A 649-nucleotide genomic window follows, 5' to 3' on the forward strand; every position below is an offset into this window, starting at 1 on the left:
AAGGACAAGAAGATCACGCCGCACATCCCGGTCTTCGACAAGTCGAACCGCACCGATGGCACGTTCTCACGGGCCGACTTCACATTTGATGCGGATGCAAACCACTACATCTGCCCGGCGGACAAGCTGCTGGTGCAATTCCGGCGTACCTACGACAAGCCGCGGACCGGCATCACGAAGGCCGGAACCAAGCTTTACAGGGCCAGCAAGAAGGACTGTGCGGTCTGCGATCTGAAGCCAAAATGCTGCCCGAACATGGTCGCTCGAAAGGTTCCGCGCGACGTCAATGAGGATGCCCGCGATGTGGCCCGTGCGTTGGTTGGAACGCCGGAATACGAGCGCGCACGACATCTCCGCAAGAAGGTCGAGATGCTGTTCGCTCACCTCAAACGGATATTGAGGCTCGGGCGGCTGAGACTGCGAGGTCCACGCGGTGCGCGTGACGAGTTTCTGCTGGCCGCCACCGCGCAAAATCTACGAAAGCTCGCAAAATTGCGACCTCTCGTGGCTCCAACCAACCCGATCGCGGCATAGGGAGCATAGAAATGCGGGCCACGCCACCTACCACCAGCACCGAAGCTCGATAAACGAGGCACTACCCGACGGAACCATCAGCTATGAGACGGCAGACACGTTGAATCCGCGACTA

Annotated in this window: 1 protein-coding gene; it reads left to right on the forward strand. The window is 59.3% G+C overall.

Annotated elements, in window-relative coordinates:
* The coding region (locus C9413_RS32545; RefSeq protein WP_170251651.1) for a transposase at positions 1–534 on the forward strand (534 nt) is incomplete at its 5' end.
* Positions 535–649 lie beyond the last annotated feature (115 nt).

The sequence above is a fragment of the Rhizobium sp. SEMIA 4085 genome (assembly GCF_013004495.1).
GTDB lineage: Bacteria > Pseudomonadota > Alphaproteobacteria > Rhizobiales > Rhizobiaceae > Rhizobium > Rhizobium gallicum.